The 19,345-nt window shown below is 66.3% G+C and carries 8 protein-coding genes; 7 read left to right on the forward strand and 1 reads right to left on the reverse strand.

All coding sequences use genetic code 11. The features are described 5' to 3' along the window. The first annotated feature begins 3 nt into the window (after positions 1-3). The 4 genes from Saso_RS34715 to Saso_RS34730 all read left to right on the forward strand — a co-directional run bounded on the left by Saso_RS34715 (position 4) and on the right by Saso_RS34730 (position 8,358). Complete coding sequence (locus Saso_RS34715) at positions 4-2,790, forward strand: Z1 domain-containing protein (protein ID WP_229901163.1); 2,787 nt, start codon at positions 4-6, stop codon at positions 2,788-2,790. After that, positions 2,787-3,788, forward strand: coding sequence for a PD-(D/E)XK motif protein (locus Saso_RS34720; RefSeq protein WP_189919746.1), 1,002 nt, complete (start codon positions 2,787-2,789; stop codon positions 3,786-3,788). The genes Saso_RS34715 and Saso_RS34720 overlap by 4 nt, the downstream gene beginning before the upstream one ends. Next, complete coding sequence (locus Saso_RS34725; RefSeq protein ID WP_189919748.1) at positions 3,781-5,784, forward strand: AIPR family protein; 2,004 nt, start codon at positions 3,781-3,783, stop codon at positions 5,782-5,784. Before Saso_RS34720 ends, Saso_RS34725 begins: the two co-directional genes overlap by 8 nt. Before the next feature lie 600 nt (positions 5,785-6,384). Further along, positions 6,385-8,358: a DNA cytosine methyltransferase gene (locus Saso_RS34730; RefSeq protein ID WP_189919750.1), complete on the forward strand. Its 1,974-nt coding sequence runs from the start codon at positions 6,385-6,387 to the stop codon at positions 8,356-8,358. Positions 8,359-8,375: 17 nt separating this feature from the next. Here Saso_RS34730 and Saso_RS34735 read toward each other — a convergent pair whose 3' ends face one another. Further along, complete coding sequence (locus Saso_RS34735; RefSeq protein WP_189919752.1) at positions 8,376-9,695, reverse strand: ATP-binding protein; 1,320 nt, start codon at positions 9,693-9,695, stop codon at positions 8,376-8,378. A 1,148-nt stretch (positions 9,696-10,843) separates the two neighbouring features. Between Saso_RS34735 and Saso_RS34740 the strand changes: the two genes are divergently transcribed. The 3 genes from Saso_RS34740 to Saso_RS34750 are packed head-to-tail and all read left to right on the forward strand — an operon-like array spanning position 10,844 to position 19,286. Then, a complete protein-coding gene (locus tag Saso_RS34740; RefSeq protein WP_189919754.1) occupies positions 10,844-12,874 on the forward strand; it encodes a hypothetical protein in 2,031 nt (676 codons plus the stop codon). Further along, positions 12,868-13,839: a hypothetical protein gene (locus tag Saso_RS34745; RefSeq protein ID WP_189919756.1), complete on the forward strand. Its 972-nt coding sequence runs from the start codon at positions 12,868-12,870 to the stop codon at positions 13,837-13,839. Before Saso_RS34740 ends, Saso_RS34745 begins: the two co-directional genes overlap by 7 nt. Next, complete coding sequence (locus Saso_RS34750) at positions 13,836-19,286, forward strand: DEAD/DEAH box helicase (RefSeq protein ID WP_189919759.1); 5,451 nt, start codon at positions 13,836-13,838, stop codon at positions 19,284-19,286. The genes Saso_RS34745 and Saso_RS34750 overlap by 4 nt, the downstream gene beginning before the upstream one ends. The last annotated feature ends 59 nt before the right edge of the window (positions 19,287-19,345 follow it).

Genomic DNA, 19,345 nt, shown 5'->3' on the forward strand with positions numbered 1-19,345 from the left:
TTCGTGGATCCGGCAGTCAGTAAGGACCTGTCCTTTGCGCTGAAGGTAGCCATTCAGTTTCTGCCGGAAGACCGGCAGGCTACTTCAGACGAGGTGACCAAGGCTGTTGAGACGGCCAAGATGGTCGCCGGCCTCAACGGCGTAAGGGTGGAGGCAGCCGATCTGCGCAAGCTGGTCGAGTCCCGCACCACCATCTTCCAGGAAAGTTCAGCAGGGCTGAGTGACAGTGAGAACCACGTCCGATGGCTGCCCGATGCCAAGAACGACCGTTCGTGGGCCTTCTGGACCCGGTATGAGCGCTTTCTGAAGCATTCGCGAGGCATGCCGCTACAAGTAGTGAACAGCATCGACCGGACGACGGACGAGGTTCTCGGGGAGTTGGAGGATCCGCACCGACCCGGCTCTTGGCGTCGAATGGGGCTGGTGATCGGCCAAGTCCAGTCCGGGAAGACCGGCCAGTTCATCGGTCTGGCGGCAAAGGCTGCCGACGCCGGATACCGGCTGATCGTAGTCTTCGCCGGCGTCCTCAACGACCTACGCGCCCAGACACAACTCCGCGTCGACGAGGGCTTGCTGGGCTTCGACACTCAGTACCAGCTCCGGTCCGACCAAGAGGGCGCCGACCGCTACATCGGCGTCGGCGCCATGGCCGGTGAGCCCCGTCTTCACGTCGCGTCGCTGACCAACAGCACCGAGAAGGGCGACTTCGACCGGAAGACTGCCTCTAAGGCAAACCTGCCGATCGGCAACTTCCCTGTTGTTCTGGTAGTCAAGAAGCACCCGAAGATCATTGACTACCTGCGCACCTGGGTCACGGAGGTCCACGGCGTCGAGGACCCCAAAACGGGTCGCAAGATAGTGCAGGACATCCCGCTCTTCGTCATCGACGACGAGGCCGACAACGCATCCGTGAACACGGCTAGTGACGGTGCGGACCCCACCAGCATCAACGCCGCTATCCGCAAGCTGCTGACCAGTTTCGACAAGTCTTCCTACGTCGGCTACACGGCGACCCCCTATGCGAACATCTACATAGACCCAGATGCTGAGCACGACAGCCTCGGCGGCGACCTGTTCCCCGAGAGCTTCATCCGTACATTGCGCGCGCCATCCAACTACCTCGGTCCCGAGCGCCTGTTCGGTCTGCGTGCCTACGCGGAAGAAGAGGACATCGACCCACTGCCGCTGGTACACCATGTCGACGACACCGAGAACTGGGTGCCCGAAAAGCACAAGTCCGGCTTCACAGTGACCGCCGAGCTGCCGGATTCGCTGCGGCGCGCCATTCACTCATTCGTGCTGACCTGCGCCGCCCGCCGCGCGCGCGGGCAGGTGGATGTCCACAACTCGATGCTGGTGCACGTCACCCGCTTCACGAAGGTCCAAGGGCAGGTCCGAGACCAGATCGACGACTACGTGAGGCTGCTCCGGAACGGTCTAAGGGACCGCTATGGAGACGCATCTCGTGCGCACATGAACGAACTGCGGCTGATGTGGGAGGAGGACTTCGAGCCCACCACCGCATTCTTCACCGCGGACGAGGCCGAACGGCTGTCCTGGGAGCAAACCGCCGCCGAAATCCTCCCCGCGATCCAGAAGCTCGAGGTCAAGGCCATCAACGGGGTGGCCAAGGACGTACTCGACTACTACTCGAACCGCCACACAGGCATGTACGTCATCGCTGTCGGCGGACAGAAGCTGTCGCGTGGCCTCACCCTTGAGGGTCTTTCGGTGAGCTACTACCTGCGCTTCGCCAAGACCTACGACACCCTGCTGCAGATGGGCCGCTGGTTTGGCTACCGGCCCGGCTACGAGGACCTGTGCCGGCTTCATACGACTCCGCAGTTGGTGGCGGCCTACGAGGAGATCACAGCCGCGACCGATGAACTCCGCCGGGACATCGAGGAGATGGCGGCGATCGGTTTCACGCCCCGTGAGTTCGGTCTCAAGGTTCGCACCTCCTCCTTGGGTCTGAGCATCACAGCTGCCAACAAGATGCGTCAGGGCACGCGGGTGCGGCTCAGCTTTTCCGGCGAACTCGCTGAAACGACCATCTTTCCTCTCACCAACGGGTACCCGAAGCACAACTTCGACAGCCTGCAGACATTCGTCGGCATGCTCTTGGCACACACTGCACCGGAGGTCGACCCGAAGACTGGCAGTCTCGTGTGGTCGAACATCCCTGCCGAGTTGGTGGCGTCCGGCTTCTTCGACCCCTACAAGTCCGCGCCGGAGGCTAACCGGATCCGTCCTGACGCCATCTCTGCCTACATCCAGCAGTGCGCCAAAGCCGGGGAGCTCGGCCGGTGGACCGTCCGGATCGTCTCCCGAGGTGGAGCGGATATGTCCGTCGACCTCGCGGAATACACCTTGGGCGCGGTCACACGAGCAGCCTCTAAGACCGCGCGCCCGGACTCCACGAAACACACCATCAAGCGCATCCTGAACCCCAAGGACGAGTCGCTCGACCTCGACCCAGAGCAGTACGAGGCTGCTTGGGAGGCGACGAAAAAGGCCGCTGAAGGGCGCAAAAACCGCAACGGCGGACCGCTTGCACCCACCCTGCCCACAGGTGAGCCGCTTCGTTGGCAGCGCCGCCCCGACCAGGCTCACCTGCTCATCTACCTGATGGAGCCGCCGGAGGCGAACCCCGAGGTACCACTGATCGGGTTCGCCGCCAGCTTCCCCTTCTCCAAGGCCCACACCGCGACCGAGTACGTCGTGAATGCTCCCTGGTGGAAGGACGACTCGGACGACCTCAGTGACGACGACGGGGCCGAAGACGCGTGATCAACGAAGCGCTGTGGCAGGAGCTGGAGGCACCGCAGCCGAACCGAGGGCGCTCCACCCGGCGGTTGTTCCCCGAGAGCGGGCACGACATCCATGTGGGCGTGTCCCAACCGGGGCGGCAACGCATGCTGCTGGTGAGGGGCGGTTCACGGGCGGTCGACCGTGCGCGCCCCCTCCTTGCCGACCTGCGCGAGACTCACGGCCTGAGCCTGTCCTGCAGTTCGGTGAGCAGTCGCGAGTTCGAGCTGCAGATCTCCCTGACCGCCGGTGAGCTGCGGGAGGTTTTCACCCCTCTCGCAGAAGACATCGCGCTTACCTCGAAGGACGCGTCACCGGAGACAGTTCTCGAGCGGGCGGTCCGACGTTTCACGCACTGGCAGCAGCTCATGCGCAGCGTCGGAACGCAGGGTCTGGGCAGAGAGGCCCGGTTGGGGCTCTACGGGGAGCTGCGCTGGCTTCGCCACCTGCTCGCTGTCCTCCCGACGCATGTGGCGGTGGAGGCATGGACCGGACCAGAAGGCAGCAACCAGGACTTTCAGCTGGCGCGCGTCGCCATCGAGGTCAAAACGACCACGAAGAAGAACCCGAACACCGTCCGGATCGCCAACGAACGGCAACTCGACGATCGCGGCGTCAGCCGCCTGGTGCTCGTACATCTGGTACTCGACGAGCGCCGGGGCGGTCTGGGCGAGAGTCTCAACTCAGTGGTGGACGATATCCGCACGGCCGCCAGCGGCACCTCGGCATCCGCCCTGTTTGAGAACCGTCTGCTCCAGACCGGCTATTTGCCGCACCAGCGGGACCTTTACGATGAACCGCGCTACACCCTTCGTCGAGCCGACTTGTGGACCGTCGGCAAGGGATTCCCGCGCATCGTGGAGACCGGCCTTCCCGACGGGATCGGCAACTGCGCCTACGACATCAGCGTCATCGCGCTTGAGAAGCACCGCACCACGACCGATGAGGTCACCGAGGTAATCAGAGGAACTGATGGCTGAGCTGCCCCTTGCCGACTATGCCCGTACGCTCACGGGCGACATACAGACCTTGGCAGAAGCGGAGGACGGCTCCATCCCGAGGACGTTCACCCGTTGGGCTCTGGAGCAGTTGGAGGAGTCCGGCTTCGTCTCCAACATGACCGTCGCCTACCACAGCGGGCACGGCGTCATGGTGTACGGCTTCGGATACAGCGACGACCGCTCGGTCCTCGACCTCTACACCACGGCTTTCAGCCTCGACCCCATGGTCGACAGGCTGACCAAGGCCGACGTAACAAGGCACTACCGCAGGCTGCTCGCCTTTCTGCAAAAGGCCGGCAGCATCCGGGGCAACTTCGATCAGCCCACCGAGGTGCACCAACTGTGCGAGGGCGTCGAGAAGCTGCTTTCCAACGCCTCCAAAGTACGCCTCTTCCTGTTCAGCAACTGTGAATCGGCGGCCCGCACGCAGCCGGAGCCCACCGAGTTCCAAGGCCTCCCCGTCGAGCATCACCTCTGGGACCTCGCCCGGCTCTACCGCCACCAGACGTCCGGTGCCGCTAGCGAACCGATCGTTGTGCAGTTCGACCCACCGATCAACTGCCTGTCGGTGCAGAGCGTCGAGCCCAATCTCTCCGTCACCCTCGCCGTCGTTCCCGGACGCCACCTCGCTGAGCTGTACGAGGAGCACCGCACGCGTCTCCTGGAACTGAACGTGCGCGCGTTTCTGCAGGCCCGCAGCACGGTCAACCGGGGAATCCGCCTTACCCTGCTCAATGAGCCGGGACGGTTCTTGACCTACAACAACGGCATCACGGCAACAGCGACCGCCGCGGAATTTGTCGAGGACGCTGAAGGCAGGCGCGTCGGCATCCGCAGTCTCACTGGCCTCCAGATCGTGAACGGTGGGCAGACCACCGCCACCCTCCACCACGTCTTCAAACGGGACAAGAAGGACCTGGACGGCGTCAGCGTCCAGATGAAGCTGACGCTGATGGGCTCGGACGACCTGATGGCAATCGTCCCAAGCATCTCGCGGTACTCGAACACCCAGAACAAAGTCACGCTGGTCGATCTCTCGGCCAACGACAAGTTCCATGTCGAATTCGAACGGGTCAGTCGCACCCTGTGGGCGCCGCCAACCACCCCCGGCGGACCGCAGACACGCTGGTTCTACGAGCGGGCCCGCGGCTCGTACGCGGTGGAAGAAGCGAAGCAGCAGACTTCCATCGTCGCTCGGCGCAAGTTCAAGGCCGAGAATCCAGCCGCCCAGCGATTCGCCAAATCTGACCTGGCCAAGTTCGTGAACGCTTGGAGCGGACTGCCGCACCTCGTCAGCCGCGGAGCGCAGAAGAGCTTCGCTGCCTTCCAGGCCAACGTCAAAGAGCAGCCCCCGGTCATCGATGCGGATTACTGCCGCCGAACGATCGCCATGGGCATCCTCTTCAAGGAAGTCGACAAGGTGGCCAAGGCGCACGACGCTGGAAGCCACAAGGCCCTGATCACGGCCTACACGACGGCCCGCCTCTGCGAGGAGACCGGTCGGCGTATCGACCTCGACCGCATCTGGCGGGAGCAGCAGGTTAGCGACGCCATCGTCCAGGCCGCCCATGATCTATGTCCGCTGATCATGGACATGGTCATCCAGGAGGGCAAGCACGTCACCGAGTGGGCGAAGAGCAGCAAGTGCTGGGAGGAGGTCTCCCGCATCCCTTGGACTGTTCCGGAGGAACTGGCCGAGGAGCTGCTGGCGAGGCCCGTCGAGTTCGCGGTGGACACCCGGGAGGAAGAGGAAGAGCAGCTCTCCAGGCTCAAGCAGATCGAGCTGAGCGAGTGGGAGATGCTGGCCGACTGGGCACGGGAAACGCGTGCCCTAGAGCTGGCCGAGCAGCAGATCGCCACTACGATCGCTGCCAAACTGGCGACCAACGCCACCATCACGGCTGCCCAGGTCAGGAAGGCCTTGGAGGTCTACGACAACGCGATCGAAGAGGGCTTCAGCGCGTTCGCGCCATAGGACTGCGCCTGAGCCTGAGGGCCGACTCCCGAGACGGAACGCTTTGGGGTCAGGCCCTCGCCAGCCTTGATCAGGGCGCGGCCTGGCCGTCGTCCTCCTCTCTGGAGGCCTGGCTGTACAGATCGGCTTCCAAGCGTTCGCCGACGCAGTGCTCGCAGAGCGGGCACTGCGCGCGGCCGGGCTGTCTGACTTGCAATAGCGCGGGACAATCACACCAAGAGCGGCCGAACGCCGCGACGACTCGTTGCCTGACCGGCAAGGAGGAAATCGACGCCGCAGAGAGAAGCTCCTGGACGAATCCGACAGACACTGGCTGGAGCTCTCCGAGCAGCAGCTTGCGGCGACGATCGCTACGAAGCGGGCCCCGCGAAGGCAAGATCAGGCCATCACGGCCAGGGCATGCCCCGGAGGTGCGCAGCAGGCGCTCAGCGTCGGTCGCAGTTGTGCTCGCTACCCCTCTAGCGCTGGCCCCGCGCAGCGGACCCAGCGCCCCTCCTTGGCAGGTCCGAGGATGGCGTCAGCCGTGCGGCGCAGCGCGGTCCCGCCATCGCGTCCGAAGTAGCAAAGGTAACCTGTGTTGGTGTTTTCTCAGGAGGCGTCATGACGGAGATCGCGGAATCCTCGCGCAGCCCATACAAAGTGAAACTGGTACGGGGCCCGTTCCTGCGTCTGGAACCGCACCCGGAGGAGTGCGGGGATGACACAGCCTTCTTGCACTACGCCGAGCAGCTGCGTTCGGAAGGAAAGCTGCTGGCAGCAGACCTGTTCTGCGGAGCCGGCGGTCTGAGTTACGGCCTGGAGTCTGCCGGGTTCCGTGTCGTCCTGTCCGCCGACCATGACCGTGAGGCCTTGGAGACGCACCGGCACCACTTCGGCGGCCTGACCTTGGACTGGGATCTGGGCGATGCGGACCGGGTCAAGCATGTGGCCGAGCTAGTCAAACAGGCCGGTATCACCCTGCTCTCCGGCGGACCGCCATGCCAGCCGTTCTCCAAGGCGGGACGCTACAAGATCCGGCATCGCGTCCGAGAAGGACAACGTGACCCCTATGACGAGCGCCGGGACCTTTGGCGCTCATTCTTGGAGGTTGTCCGTCTCGCCCTGCCGCCTGCCGTCGTCATGGAGAACGTTCCAGACATGGCTCTAGACCGTGAAATGTTCATTTTGCGGACGATGGTCCACGAATTGGAGTCCCTGGGATACGCCGTCGAGGAGCGTGTCGTTGATACCTGGCGCTATGGCGTGCCGCAGTTCCGACAGCGGCTGATACTAGTAGCGCTGCGCGACGGACGTCATTTCGAATGGCCCGATGAGACTCCGGACAAGGTCACGGTATGGAACGCCATCGGGGATCTACCTGAGGTCGAGGGGGGTTGGCGCCCAGAGGGCGGCGCGCATGGATGGAAAGAGTACACACAACCCCTCACCCGCTTTCAAAAGAAGATGCGCAAGCAGGTGCCGAGCACAGACGCGGGTAAGGTTTTCGACCACATCACGCGACCGGTTCGAGAAGATGACGAAATCGCATTCGAGTCGATGTCTACTAGCACCCGGTACTCGGACCTCCCCGATGAATTGAAGCGTTATCGGGACGACATTTTTCGCGATAAATACAAGCGTCTTGACGAAGACGGCCTGTCGCGAACTATCACGGCCCATATCGCTAAGGACGGATATTGGTACATCCATCCCCGGCAGAACCGCACACTGACCGTGCGCGAAGCGGCCCGCTTGCAGACGTTCCCGGATGGATTCCGCTTTGCGGGCCCCCCCTCAGCTGCATTCCGGCAGGTCGGTAACGCTGTGCCTCCGTTCCTAGGTGAGCACCTCGGCGGTGCAGTCATGGCTGCCCTAGACGAAGCGCGACCTGCCGGGCCCACCACCCAGCACATCGCCGAAACCTTGGCCACCTGGTTCACAAGCCTGTCGCATCGCAATCTCCCATGGCTCACGGCCTCGTCTCGCTGGCAGGTCATCTCGGCAGAGATCCTGCTGGACAGAATGCCACCTCAACAATCCCGCCCCCTCTGGCCATTGCTAGCGCGCTGGACCACGCCTACCGACACACTCACTGCAGAGAAGGAACTACTGGAGATTTCCCGATGGATCGGTCGGGAGAAGCGTGGCGAGCAGCTTCTCGCTGTAGCTACCGAACTCGTCGGCGCTCCTCACATGCTTTCCGATGATGAGTTGCTGCCCAAAGTTGCCGGCATCAGCCAAGCCGTGGCCGACCTGGCCATTCTGACCGTACCCGTCAGCGCCAACGACGATGAGGCAGATGAAGCCGACGATTCCGAGTCGGAAGAACCGGTGCTCGCGCGCCAAGGGGTTCTTCGTGTCGCTGCGCGTATGTCCGGTGAGGACGTCCACCGGCGCAACCGCCTGACCGACGGACGTCTGGCCGTGGCACGCCTGATTGGTTACGGCGCAAACGCACGCAACGCACATTTGGGACTGCTCGAGCTCGCCACCAGCCTCTGCCGACCCGCTGACCCGCTGTGCGTCGAATGCCCGCTGCAGAAGCTATGCGCTGGCTCTAAAGCCGAAGAGCAGAAACAACAACTTCTCTACTGACAGCGCCGGCTGGTGGCTCACGTGTTCAACCCCAGCACCTGAGCCACCGCAGGGGCTTCCCTCTCAAGGACCGCCACGATGCGCAGCAAGGCTGCGTACTCCCCCGCTTGCATCGACGCGGCACGAAGCGCTAGCCCGGCATCTTTCATCGCGGCTGCTTCCTGTGATTCGGGACCATTCCATGCCGTCTGACGAGGCAAAGAGGGAACGACAGTTCCGATTCCCGTAAAACGAGCAGTCTTGCGGTACGCCTCGTCCGCTCGGCTGCACAGCTCGTTGATCGGCCGCTCAAGCATCTGGCGCAGCTGAATCGGGACGGTTACGCGAACCTTAGCAACGTTGATATTGAATGCGCCGTCTAGATCAGTGTCAAAGTCCAATGAAGCGCGAGCCAGCTTGGTGTGTTCGTCGATGCCGCGAATACCGTTCCAACCACCCCATTGCACAAGGCGATCTGCTCGATAGATGTAGAGCCCCTGCTGACGGTTCCACTTCAATGGACCCGACAAGCGCTCAAATTGTTCTGGCGAGCTGAAATTTTCCTTCGCGGGCAGCACGTAGCGATTCATTTGCACAGTTCCGCTGACTTTCCCTATGGTCACTTCGAACCGTTGGCTGGGAAGGTCCGCGCGTGCAGGCTCGTGCGGAGCAAATGGGTTCCACGGCTCAACCTTTTCACCGTTGACCGTGATGATGATCCTTCGCCCGCTGCCAGTCCCCTCAAGGAAGCGGTGAAAGACCATACCGAGATGCGCAGCCGTGCGTTTGGCCATGGCATCCAGTCTCCGACGCGCCCAGCCGCCTTCGGGTCGGCTTTCTGGCAGAACCCGGTCCAGCTTGTCCCAGACGACTACCGTGCCGGTCGCCTCGGTGAGGTAGGCAACTGCACGCTGAGGCAGGCCGTCACGCCCGGGGCGCAGAACCACCCATTGGTCCGATTCCGAGACCACGTCGAGATCGAGGGTGCGGATGTACAGACGAGGCGCGTTAACCGACGTTCGAGTAGCAACGGTGACAGCACGGCACTGGGACAACGATGCCGTTTTCAACCCCAGCCCGTAGCGCCCAAGTTCCCCTTGGGCGTAGTCGCGCCGACTCCCGTACCGGAGCGCTTCCGTCAACTGACTTTCACTCATGCCGGCGCCGTCGTCGGCAATCAGAACGTACGAGTCGGGGCCGTCAAACTCTATGAAGATGTCTACATGATCGGCGCCTGCAGAAACGCTGTTGTCGACAAGGTCTGCTACGGCGGCAGGGAAGTCGTAACCGATGTCCCGCAACGACTCGGTGAGACGAGCCGCGGAGGGGGTGATGCTCTCAAATTTCGGTGGAGTCATAGATCAGGTGCTCCGAGACGTCGACGAGGGCGTCCAGGATCCCACACCCCACCATCAGCCATGCCGCGGGCCCGGGTTGCGAGGGCCTGCGGTAGCCGCGGGATCGGGGCGCAGCGACCGATACTGACAGGAGGACGGCCGGTCGCCAGCTCCGAATGGGAGAGCACTCACCGCCGCCCATCGGGGCGCACCACGTTCGGGGCTACACACCGTGCAGAAAGCTGAGATTCGCCTATCCGGGAAGCCGGTCTATCACCATCCATCATCGACGTTTGAGTGAAGTCGCATCCGTCGACGGGAGCTGGCCGCAGCGGTTGGAGCAGTTCGGAGTCCGTGTCCCAGGAACAGGGCCAGCGCGTGGCGGACATCCTGACCGAGATCGGCTCATGGCCGCGTCTTGCGAGGAAGGCGGCCGCTGGGTCGTCCGGCATGGGCAGTCCTAGCCCTCTGCGGGATGCTGCCACGGAATTCGGCGACGCCGCAGGTACATCGGCTCTAGCGGAGGCACTATCCGCGTCAACGGCGATGGCCGGGCGCCCCGCTGGTAGACCGACCCCGCCCGCTGCCTATCTGACGGCGGTGACGTGCGCTCCTAGGGCCGCAGTTCTCTGCGAGGGCGTTGGATGTGTCCGAGGAATCGGGGCTTCGTCGGGCCTGGGCCGGGCGCGCTTTTGGTGCGAGCGTGCTTCGGCCTTGGTTTATTGCCTGCCAGGCAAGATCACGGTTGCAGTACAGGTGTCGATTCCGTGCAGTTGCCATGGATATTCTGTGCCGCCTGTCAGGTTTCTTCTTGTGCGTGATGCGGGGCGAGGCTGATAGAGGGCTGCCTTTGACGCCTGCTGAACGACGTCTACGGCGATCTGCCAGGCGTCCCCTATGTTGCGGCGGGGGGGGTGGGCGGGCGTCGGTGTTGTCCGCGGCTGCGCGACTTCACGGGGGAGTGCTCGTTTGGTGTGGTTGGGGGCCTCTCGTTGCCTGGTAGCTCTGCTTGACCAGTGCAACTATGCGATGTGGGTGGTGGTTTGTAGGGTGCAGCGTCCAGGGTGCGGGCTGCACTGCGCGGGCGGCGGCCGCGTCTGCTGTGCGCGCTTTTTGGGAGTGATGGGACCCGGAGCGGGCGGACCGGGGGCAAGAGGTGGGGGCAGGACGTGGATTTCGCGCCGTATGAGGACTGGCAGCGGGCTTTGGAGGAGACCTTCTTCAGTCCGGACTGGGATGGCCACCCGGTCATCATGTATGTCGACGACACGGCGGCGGAGCAGATGCAGGAGCGCTTCCGCCTTGCTGTGCCGCTTGCCGAGGCCGTGCGCCAGGTCGTATGGCCCGGCGGGCCCAGGCCCTACCAGGACGTCGAGCGGTACGAGGCATCGAAGAGCGCGGACAGCGAGGACGCGCCGGCGGTGCTGCCCTTGCTTGCGTGCTCCGTGATTGCCGCGACCCGGATGGCGCACGACGGGAACCGCAGGGCGAGCAATTACCACAGCCACTTCTCCGAGCTTCTCGCGGGCAGGGAAGGCGTGCTCACGTCGGGCGACTACACGGCAGTCGCCGGTATGTGGCAACGGCTGGCTGCCTGGCAGGTGCAGTGGGGCTCCTACCGGGGCCTGTGCACGATTCCGTCACCAGGTGACCTGCCCCGCAGCCAGGCGCGCATCGGGTACGCCTTGTCGCAGGCCGTGCTGCGTGGGACCGACCGCCAGCTGCTGCCGAAGTTCTTCGACGTCATGAGAGCGCGCAACACCGGGGCGTGGCCGCAGCCGGGGGCGGCCCTAGCGCAGGGCGCGCGTCTTTGGGACCAGGCCGCGAAGTTCTCGCCAGCGTTCCGGAGGGCGCTCGACCACCCCGAGTTCCGGCCGCTCGTCGAGCGACTGCTGGGCCGCCTCGCCAATGTGTGGGACGGCTCCGCGCAGTACGTCGCCCACGGTACTCCGCGAGGAGAGCTCCTGGTGCGCTTTGAGAACCGGCGCCTTGGCTGGATCGCCAGGTTCCCCCGCCCTGGCGCGGTTGCATACCAGCTGGCCAGCGGCGTCGCCCTGCGTCGGCTGGGGGAGACGAACTACTACGCGGTGGACGGGCTGGAGCTGCCCACGGACCGCTCCCTGCGTGCGGGCTTGCAGCTCACCGGAGAAGGAGTGGCCGTCAGTCGCCCGGCCTCCTCCCTTGTCGTGCTGACCCAGAACGAGTCGCTGGACTGCCGCACCAGCGTAGACAGGTTCACGCCCGGCGATGAGCACATCGTCCTCGCAGCGCCTGATGCGGCCCGCGACGTCGAGGCGGTGCTACAGAAGGCAGCTTCCCCCCGGCCTGCGCCCAGAACGCTGTCGTGGCTGCCCCGCGGGTGGGTCCTCTACCCCAGGGTGGTCTTCGAAGATGCGGTGACCCTGACGGAGGCCATCCGCGATGTGAAAGGGGCGCTGCTCGCCGTCCAGCCCGCTCCGCAGTTCAAGGCCGCTCTGCAAGGGGGGCTGCTCCTCGCACCCAGGCTCAGCAGGAAGCTGTACCTCGCCGGGGGTGAGCCGGACCTCGTGCTGCCCGACGGCGCTTCGGGCGAGGCGGTGCTCGACGGGCAGCGCCAGGAGCCGCCCTTCCAAGCCAGGGGAGTACCGATCCCGCTGTGGCCGCGGGCATTGGGGCCGGGCGATCACACCCTGGAGGCGGAGGGCAGCGCGCTGGCCTTCGCCACCGCGGACGGTGCCCCGGGCGTGGCGGAGCCGGAGCAGCCGGTCGGATTCCCCGCTGCCGACGGGGAAGCTGCGGCGTTCGCTTCCCCCGGCAGCGACCCCGTGCTGGTCCGCGGAGCCGATCTGGACACCGTCGGCTTGGATGCCGCGCCCCGTGTGGTCCTGTGCCGCCGCCGGGCTGAGGAAACCCTCTTCGTCTCCTCGGACGGGCGGGCCTGGCGGGTAGCCGAGCCCAGTGTTCCCTCATGGTGGTCGAGACTGCCGCAGTCGCCGTCCGACTACCACTTCGAGGTCTACGTCCGTGCCGGCGGCGGATGGGTCCTGCAACTGAGGCAGGGCGAATGGTCAGCCGAACCGGCCTATCCGCAGGCTCCCTCGTTCGCACCCGGGCCGGAGCACCGGGGGTGGGCCGACGCAGTCCTGCGCGCGGCGGGCGCAGGCAGCGGAGAGCTGTGGGATTCGTTCGTCGAACTGGCTCGGGAGGTCACGCAGTGCTGAGCATCGGAAACCTCCTCCTGCGGTGGGCGAGCGAGCTAGGGGGCGGCAAGGTCGCAGACTTGAGGGCTGGTGTGGCGCGTGCCGCCCGCAGCAGGGGCATCCCGGTGCGCGAGGGCGCGGACGGCCGATGGCTGCGCGATGTGTCGGCCCTGGGGCATCTAGATGTGGACTGGCGCCAGGGGGTGTGGTCCGCGGCCCCTGCGGTGCTCACACGCGTGCCATTCTCCGACGGTCTCGCCGTGGTCGTCGGACGCCGGACCGCCTCCTTCGACCAAGCAGCCGACGCTGCAGCCGAGAAGTGGGCCGAGCTGCTGTGGGTGGAAAACGAGGTAGCCGAGGGCGACATCCCGGTGCCGGACACTCTCTACCTGCAGTACGACGCAGCAGAGCGTCTGCCGCGGGACGCCGAGCATCTCGGATGCGCCTATGCCCCCTGCGCGGCACTCCAAGCGGTGTCTCTTCTGCCCGAGATCGCGGCGGGCCCTGCAGCTGCACCGCCAGGACTGGGCAATACCCACACCGTCGAGCGGTACAACAGCCAGAGGCGTGAATACGAGCCAGCCCATGGGTACAGCGAGGACGGCCTCTACCGCTGGCGGAGCGCAGACTGGGTGCGGCTGGTGCAAATACGGAGGGGGGATCGGTTCTTCAGTACCGAGCACGAGTACGGCGTCTACCTCGAGCACGAGCGGCTGGGCACCGGAGCGATGCGGTGGAAGGCCGAAGAAGGCGCGGGGCGCCAGCGCGTCGGCCGCCTAGCAGTCGACTGGGGAGCCCCCCTGCCGCCCCTGCACGCCCGGGCCGCGGTGCTGTGCAGTGGTCTGCAGCCGCGCTTCCACGAGCTGGCTCAGACCGCCGGCTACGACAACGTCCCCTTTGCGGTCGCCGAGCGGTTGGCCGCATCCCTGCACCAGGAGCTCGAAATCCAGAAGTCCGATGCGGCGCCCGGGAAGGCGGAGCGATGACTGACCCCACCCGGCGGCACGCAGCCACAGACATCCCCAGCACGTTCCGGGCGCTGCGGGAAACCCTCATGCGCTACTACGACACGCCGTTCGCCGTCGACGATCCCTCAGTCATGGCCGAGCGCCGCGAACTCCTGGACACCGACGGCGGCGCCTGGCGTGACCCCTTGCTGGAACTGCGCCCCCAGTACGCCACCAGCGGCGTCCCCGTCGCCGAGTCCTTCCGCGCCGCGGGCGCGCACCCGCAGGCCGCTGAGTTCGCCCGCTTCGCCCTCCCCAGCGGGGTAGAGCAGCTATACCGGCACCAGCACGACGCGCTCGTCGCCGCCTGCCGGGACGGCCGGGACTTCGTTGTCACCGCAGGTACGGGCTCGGGCAAGACAGAGGCCTTCATGCTGCCCGTCATCGCGGATCTGGTCGCAGAGTCCGCCCGGTGGCGGGGCCGCGGCAGCGCCCAGCCGGCGTGGTGGAAGAGGGGCGGTGGCCACGAGCAGAGCCGAGGAGGCGAAGACGGGCACCCGGCCGCCGTGCGCGCCCTGGTCCTCTACCCGACGAACGCGCTCGCCGACGACCAGCTGGCACGCCTGCGCAGAGCGCTGGACAGCGATGAGGCCCGCGCCTGGCTGGACCGCAACCGCTCCGGCCACCGCTTCTACTTCGGCCGCTACACGAGCGCGACACCGGTGTCGGGCGCCACGGAGTCGATGCCCGCCCTGGAGCGGCTGCGCACGTATATGCAAGAGGTGGACGAGCGGGAGAAGCGTGCCGCCGGACGGATCCACGACTTCATTCCGCGCGTCGGCGGCGCGGAAATGCACGCCCGCTGGGACATGCAGCACGCCGCGCCGGACATCCTGGTGACCAACTACTCGATGCTCAACATCATGCTCCTGCGCCCGCAGGAAGAAGCGATGTTCGAGGCCACCCGCCGCTGGCTGCACAAGACCCCGCAGGCGCGCTTCACGCTGGTCCTCGACGAGCTGCACATGTACCGCGGAACCGCCGGCACCGAAGTCGCCTACCTGCTGCGCAAACTGCGCCACCGGCTCGGGCTCGACGACGCGCCGGAGAAATTCCGGGTGCTGGCCGCCTCCGCCTCGCTCGAAGCCGGAAGGGACGACGAGTTCCTCCAGTCGTTCTTCGCGCTGCCCAGCGGCCGGCACGTAGTCGTTCCCGGAACTCTGGTCCTACCCGAGCGCGGCTCTACCGACCTGACCGCCCACGCAGAGGACCTGGCCGCCGCGGCGCAGAGAGAGCTGACGGCAGAAGCAGCGGGCAGACTGCTGCGTTCCACCGGCGCAGCCGACGCCCTCGCCCTGACCCTCGCGCCGGACGGCAAGCCGCAGGCACAGCCACTTCCGCGCGCGGCCGCACGGCTCTTCCCGGGCCTCCTGCCGCACGACAAGCAGGCCGCGGCACTCCAAGGAGTGCTCCGCGCACTGGACGCAGCAGCGGACCCCGCACTGCCCAAACTGCGTGCGCACATGTTCTTCCGGAACATCGACGGCATCTGGGCCTGCTCTGATCCGCAATGCCCCCACATCCCCGTCGACAGGCACCCGCAGCGGCGGGTCGGGCGCCTCTTCAAGGCCCCGACATCCCGGTGCAGCTGCGGGGCCCGGGTCCTGGAGCTCTTGTACTGCCAGAACTGCGGCGACCTCATGCTCGGAGGCTTCGCAAGCCCCTCTCTGCTGGGCAAGTCCACTTTCCGCGGCTCGCTGCACACAGACTTCCCCGACTTCGACCAGCTGCCAGACGAAGCGAGCGCAGCCGCGAGCGCCGGCAACTACGTCGTGTACTGGCCGCGCACGGCGCAACTCGGCCTGGAGAGCCCCCAATGGACGGGCTCGACCTCCAACCAGGGCGCCAAAGCGACCTTCCAGTTCAGGCAGAGCCGGTACCAGCCGGGCACCGGGCGGCTCGCCAACGACCAAGCGCAGTACACAGGCTGGTCCTTCCACGTCGTGGCAGAAGCCGGCAAGGACGGGAAGCCGGCTCTCGACATCCAGAGCCTGAGAGCTTTCCCGACCCGCTGCCCGGCATGCGGGGACGACTGGGAGGCCAAGCGGGCACGCGATGCCAAGACAGGCGCGATGAAGCCCATCGGCCTGGAGGACCCCGCCCGCCTGCGCAGCGCCCCCGTACGCCGGATGCGCACCGGTTTCGACAAGCTCAACCAGGTGCTCACCACCGAGGCCCTCGGCCATATGCCCGAAGGCGAGCGCAAGGTCATCGCCTTCTCCGACAGCCGCGACGACGCCGCAGAACTCGCCAGCGGACTCGCTCTTCGCCACTACCAGGACCTGCTGCGGCTCATGGCGGCTGAGGTCGTCGAGAAGCAGGGCGACCCCCACGCAGACCTGCAGATGGTCAAGGCGCATTACGCGCGACAGCCCGTCGACCGCGATCAAGTCAAGGCCGCGCTCCAGCGGCTGCGCGACCGCCACCCCCGGGAACTGTCCGCGCTGCGCGACATCCTCAACGACGAGATAGACGCAGAGCCCGAGCGGCAGCCCGAACTCGAGGCGATACTCGGCTCTCTGCCATCGCTGCGGGACCTCCGCCACGATCTGCGCGGTCTCCTCCTCGACTGCGGCGTCAACCCAGGCGGTCCAGCTGCCTCGCTGCAACACCGCAACGGGGTGCCCTGGACGGCCCTGTTCGACTGGGACAAGGACCGCGGTCTGCGGCCCGGGCTGACCGAAGAGCAGGAGGACTACCTCAACCGGATCGAGGACAGCCTCGGACGCGAGTTCGTCTTCGGTCTGTTCTCCGGTGCCGGCCGCGACTTCGAGTCGCTCGGACTGGGCTGGCTGTGCCTGTCCGGCGACCGGCTCACCGTCGATGTGGCGCCGGACTCCGACACCGCACTCGCCCGCTCCAGCCTGCGCATCCTCGGCCTTCTGCGCCGCTTCACGGGGCTGCGCGCCGCGTCCGTGAAACCGCCAGCCCCACTCCTGCGCTTCTGGCGGCAGGTGGCGCAGCGCGAGGGCAGCGACGTCGGCAGCGTCCAGGACCGCGTCCTGGCCGCATGGGGCCAGGCAGTCGTGCAGTACACCATCGACCCGTCCAAAGCGTCTTTGCGCCCTGGAGACGGGCGCGCCTGGATCTGCGGCAGCTGCCGCCGACCGCACCTGCACCCGGGCGTCGGACTGTGCACGAAGTGCCAGTCCGAACTGCCTGCCGAACCGGCGCAGTTCGCTGGTGCACTCAACGACGACTACTACGCATGGAAGGCCCAGACCCGCACCGGTAATTTCCCGCTGCGCGCCGCTGAGCTCACTGGGCAGACCGACCGCATCGCCGCCCAATCGCGCCAGGCCCGCTTCCAGGATGTCTTCCTCGGCGAAGACGAGGTGCCAGCCGCCGACGGCATTGAAGTCCTGTCGGTGACGACCACCATGGAGGCCGGCGTCGACGTCGGCTCGCTCAATACCGTACTGCTCGCCAATATGCCGCCCACCCGGTTCAACTACCAGCAGCGCGTCGGCCGGGCGGGCCGCCGCGGCAGCCCTACGGCCACGGCTCTGACCGTCTGCCGGGGGCGCAGCCACGACGAGCACTACTTCGCCAGGCCCGAAGAGATCACCAACGCCCCGACGCCCCCGCCGTACCTCGCCCTCGGCATGCCCTCGATCTTCAAGCGGGTGCTACTCGGCGAAGTCCTGCGACAGGCCTTCAAAGCGGTGGCCGCAGCGCGAGGGAAGGGCAGCCCCGACCTCACCAGGAACATCCACGGCCAGTTCGGATTCGCCGCCGACTGGCCGGTGCACCGGGAGGCGGTGCACCGGTGGGTGGACCAGCACCACGCGGAGATCGAGTCGGCAGCCCGCGCATTGAAGGCGGAGACCCCTGCGCCGGTGGCGTCCATCGATCCCCTCCTGTGCATCAAGGAGCTCTTGGACCGGGTGGACGGCGAGGCCGCCTCGCCCACCGGGCACGCCGAGCTCAGCCAGCGGCTCGCCGAAGCAGGACTCCTGCCGATGTTCGGCTTCCCCACGCGCGTGCGCTACCTCTACACCGAGCGGCCCGAGGCGAACTTCCCCTGGCCGCCGGCCGGAGCCATCGACCGCAACCTGGCCGTAGCTCTGACCAAGTTCGCACCAGGGTCGGAGACTCCGCGCGACGGTCGCCTCTACCAGTCCATGGGCGTCGTCGCCTTCCGACCCGGACGCACCCGCCCGTGGGCCGAAGAAGAGCCCTTTGGACCGGAGATCCACGTCGCTTTGTGCCGCCTGTGCGCGCACATCCAGAAACTCGGGGAGAGCCAGCAGCCCAAGTCGTGCCCCGCATGCGGGGCAACGGGCCGCAACTACACACTTCTGCCCATGCGCGAACCCTCAGGCTTCCGCGCCGGAGTACCCCGCGACTACGACGGCGTGCGCGAATGGGGCCAAGGCGGTGCAAGCTCCCGCACCGCAGCCGACCTCGACAAGGAAGCCCCCCGCGTAGACCGGCGTACCGACGACTGGCTCGTCGTCCACGCGGGAAGCGGCGACCGCTTCACAGTCAACAGCAACAACGGCCGCCTGTACCGGTTCAAGAAGGTGCACGGCTCATGGGGCGGCTACCACGTCGTCGACAGCCCGAAAGCGCAGGCCGACCTCGAGACCGCACTGGGAGCCACAGAGCACACCGACATGCTGTTCCTCGGCGCCCGGGCCCCTCTCGACGCAGACCGCGGACTGCGGTTCGATCTCTCCCCCTACGAGCAGCCGCACGGATTCCGCGACGCCTACCACGGCAGGCGTGCAGCCTGGTACTCGCTGGCCGCACTGCTGCGCCGGGCCGCAGCGCCCTTCCTCGACGTCCAGCCGGAAGAGCTCCTCGCCGGTATCCACGGCTCGGCCACAGCTTCCTCCCCCGTCCTCGCCTACCTCGCCGACAGCCTCGAGAACGGCGCCGGATTCAGCACACACCTGGGAGCGCCCGAGCACATCGAGGGCTTCCTCGACGCTGTAGAGGGGTACCTCGCACAACTCGGCCCGCAGCACCCGGAGGAGTGCAGCGGCTCCTGCTACCGCTGCCTGCGCGACTACTCCAACATGCGCCTTCATCCGCTGCTGGACTGGCGGCTCGCTGCAGACCTGCTCAGTGTCCTGCGCGGACGGCACCTGCCGGTGGACACCGCCGCGCACGGCAGGCTGCTGGAACGCTGGGCCGAGGACCGCACAGACCTCAGCGTGCAGGTACGCGACACCCCCTTGGGCCCCGTAGCCCTGGCGCAGAGCGAGTTCGCCGAGGACACCTTCGCGGTAGTGGTCAAACACCCGCTGGAGTCCGCGGAAGCGACGGCCATGGCTCCCCGGCTGCGCGAGTTGGACGACTCCGTCCGCAGCAGCGGCCTAGCCGAGCGCACAGCCTTCGCCGACGCCTACTGCCTGGACCGCATCCCCGCGGCCGTGACCAGCCAGATGGTCGCATTCGCCGAGGAAAGCGGGCTGTGATGGCAAACCCGCTGTTCTCCCACCCCGCGGACGGCAGCCGCCCCGCTTCCGCCCTGAGC

Origin of the sequence: Streptomyces asoensis (assembly GCF_016860545.1) — a bacterium.
GTDB lineage: Bacteria > Actinomycetota > Actinomycetes > Streptomycetales > Streptomycetaceae > Streptomyces > Streptomyces asoensis.

What these genes read in the sequence shown, in the direction of transcription:
- Saso_RS34730 (WP_189919750.1), top strand. Translation starts at nt 6,385, where the DNA reads ATGACGGAGATCGCGGAATCCTCGCGCAGCCCATACAAAGTGAAACTG.
- Saso_RS34750 (WP_189919759.1), top strand. Translation starts at nt 13,836, where the DNA reads ATGACTGACCCCACCCGGCGGCACGCAGCCACAGACATCCCCAGCACG.
- Saso_RS34735 (WP_189919752.1), bottom strand. Translation starts at nt 9,695, where the DNA reads ATGACTCCACCGAAATTTGAGAGCATCACCCCCTCCGCGGCTCGTCTC.
- Saso_RS34725 (WP_189919748.1), top strand. Translation starts at nt 3,781, where the DNA reads ATGGCTGAGCTGCCCCTTGCCGACTATGCCCGTACGCTCACGGGCGAC.